General features: G+C 65.9%; 3 protein-coding genes. All 3 read left to right on the forward strand.

Features of this window, described 5'->3' with window-relative positions; all coding sequences use genetic code 11:
• Positions 1–1,189 (forward strand): hypothetical protein (locus VK519_RS02925; RefSeq protein WP_324347505.1); only part of this gene is annotated, 1,189 nt, incomplete at its 5' end.
• Positions 1,186–2,730, forward strand: coding sequence for an oligosaccharide flippase family protein (locus VK519_RS02930; RefSeq protein WP_324347507.1), 1,545 nt, complete (start codon positions 1,186–1,188; stop codon positions 2,728–2,730). The genes VK519_RS02925 and VK519_RS02930, both read left to right, overlap by 4 nt.
• A partial coding sequence (locus VK519_RS02935) for a hypothetical protein (protein ID WP_324347509.1) occupies positions 2,727–3,011 on the forward strand: 285 nt, incomplete at its 3' end. The genes VK519_RS02930 and VK519_RS02935, both read left to right, overlap by 4 nt.

Consider the following 3,011-nt stretch of genomic DNA (forward strand, 5'->3'; position numbering starts at 1 on the left):
GCTGATCGCCGGGCCGCAGCGGCAGGCGCGCAGCGGCGAGGCGTACGCCGGCTATGTCGACCGCCAGTTCCAGTGGGCGCGCGCGCTGCCCACGAACGATCCGACGGCCTGGCTGTTCGACCGGCCGACGACCTTGTTCAAGGCTTACGTGCGCACCGGTCGCGCCGACTACCTCGCTTCGGCTGCGGAGAGCTATCGCTTCTACATGAAGTACATCAAGCGCGATGGCGTGGTCATCCACCCTTCGTGCGCAGGCGGTTGGACGCTTGGCGACAAACCGTGCGACGTGAAATACGTTTACGTCGAGCCCATCGTGCTGGCGATGGGCCTGCTGGGGGACGATGGCGCCCACGACGCAGACACCGTGGACAACATGATGGCGCTATGGGACTCCGGTGGCTGGAACACACGGCCCGGCCCGTACGAGCGGCCCTCCACCTATTTTACCGAACGACTGGCAGGGCTTGGCCTGATCGAGACTGTCAGTGGTTATGAACTGACCGGTGACAAGCGTTACCTCGAGCGGATACGCGCGCGGGTGGGTTGGCTTGCCGATCACCAGGCAAAGAATCCGGATGGCCTGGGCGACGACGGCTCCTGGCGCAACAGCTGGAACCTGCACGAGAACGATGCCTGGAACCCGGCCACCGATGTCCGTGGCACGTCGCCGTGGATGAGCGAGAACATCATCGACGGCCTGTGGCATGCCTGGCTTGCCACCAACGACGCACGCATCCCGCCGATGATCGCCGCCTATGGGCACTACCTGGAGCGCCATGGCTGGATCGACAGCGCGATGCTGGTGAGCCCGCACGATTGGCGCAATTCCTGTTCGGGACCCAATGGCCAGATCGCCTGGTACTGGTCGTCCAGCCACGCCACCCAGGCGCAGTTGGTGAAGATCCAGGAGTCAGAAGGCTGGTACAGCGACGCGCACACGGTGGAACTGGCCCTGGCCGTTGCCGCGGCGCGCTACTTCGATGCGGACGCCGCGGACGGCGCGGCCTACGAAAAGCGTTTCCGTGCCATTGCCGGTTCCTACGCCCCCGGGTGCGCGGCGCAGAACGACACGCTCCGCCGCTTCAACTGGAACAACCGGGGTAGCGGCGTGGCCCAGTGGATGATGAGCCAGCCGGCGGGCGCCGGATTGTCAGGCTCGCCCATGACCGCACGGCGGGCTTCGCCATGAACCGGCGGCTGGAAGTGCTGCGCAGCGTCACCATCGTTTCGGTGTCCACGTACATCGAATATGCACTGGGCCTGGTGGTAAGCATCTGGATCGCGCGCGCGCTGGGGCCGGCGGACTTCGGCCGCTACGCTTTCACCATCTGGCTTTGCGGCTGGTTGATCACCTGCAGCAACCATGCATTGACCACCTCGAGCACCAAGTTCATCGCCGAGGCCGACGGGGCGGGAGCGCGCTCGATCGCCGCTCACATCGCCTGGCGCCTGGGCCGCGTGCAGAGCATCAGTTCGGTGGTGGTGATCGGTCTTTTCCTGCTCGGTACCTGGATCACCCGGCCCACCGAATGGTCCGATCTCTGGCTACCGGTGACGGCCCTGGTGGCCGTGGCGGTGGTAGCCAAGGCCAACTACGCCATGCTGGTAGCCATCGCCAAGGGCCAGGAACGGTTCGAGCCGGAGGCCATTGCCACGGTGCTGGCGGGCCTGATCGGGGTAGTGCTGATCATTGCCGCCACCTGGCTGCACGCGGGCCTGGTTGCCTTCGTCGCGTTGTTCGCCGTGGCCTGCCTGATGCTGAACCTGTTCAACAGGGTGGTCTATCGCCGCTACTGCCGTCCGGCTGAGGTGGGTGAGGTACCGGCGGCGCTGCGCACACGGATCAACGTGCATCTTCGCCTGACCGCCGTGCTGGTGCTGCTGGGGTCCCTCAAGGCCGGCACCATCGAGGTATTCCTGCTCAATGCGCTTGCGTCGTCGACCGCGGTGGGATTCTTCGCCATCGCGCAGACGCTCACCCGTGGCGCCGTGCAGCTGTTCTCGGTGGGACTCACCGCCACCTTGCTGCCGTACATGGCGCGTTCCTACGGTGAGCGCGGCCAGGAACATGCCGCACGGTTCCTTTCCGAGGCCACGCGATTCTACTGGGCGGTGGGCCTTGCCATCGCGGGTATCGGCATGGTCACCACCCCGGGCCTGGTGACGCTGTTGTATGGCCAGAAGTATGCGCAGGCCATTCCCGCCATCGAGGCTACCCTGGTGCTGGCCGGCCTCCTGTTGATCGGCAATGGCATTGCGGCTTTCCAGACGGTGGTCGATCGCCAGGCCGACCGTGTACGCATTACCGTGCTTGCGCTGGCAGCCAACGTCCTGCTGGGCCTGCTGCTGATTCCCTCCTTCGGCCTGGCCGGAGCGGTGCTCACTTATGCCGGCACGCGCGTGACGGAACTGGCGCTTGCCGTGTACTACCTGCGCCGGGCCACGCGCGGCGGCATGCCGCTGGCGGCCATGTCGCGCCTGCTGGCCGTGGCATTGCTTGCCACCGCCATTGCCTGGATCGCTGGAGAGGCCATTCCCGGACGCTTCGGCTTCGTCGTGGGCGGCGCGGTATTCACCCTGGTGTACGTGCCCGCCAGCGTGCTGGTTCGCTATTGGAACAACGACGACATGCTGATGATCGGGGCGATCACCCGCCGGCTGGGGCCACCCGGCCGATGGTTGATGGCGGTACTGAAAATGCTCCAAGGGCCAGCGAGGGTATTGCCATGATCTACACCTCCGATGCGCGCCTGCCGCGCCTTGTACTGGATTCGGCGCAGGAGCTTTCCGCCATGCACGCCGAGCTGGCCCGCCTGGCGGAAATGCCTGGCGCGGCATCCTCGCCCGTGCAACATCCGGACTGGCTGGCTTATGAATTGGCAAGTCGAGGGGACCGCGCGCAGGCACATGTCCTGCTGGCTCGCGACGACCGCGGCCGGCTGCTCGGCTACGCGCCATTCCTCATTGAAAACCACCACGCACGGATTGCCTTCGGCGACCATCGCCTGGGG

It is taken from the genome of Pinirhizobacter sp. (genome assembly GCF_035317885.1).
Classification (GTDB): domain Bacteria; phylum Pseudomonadota; class Gammaproteobacteria; order Xanthomonadales; family Rhodanobacteraceae; genus Pinirhizobacter.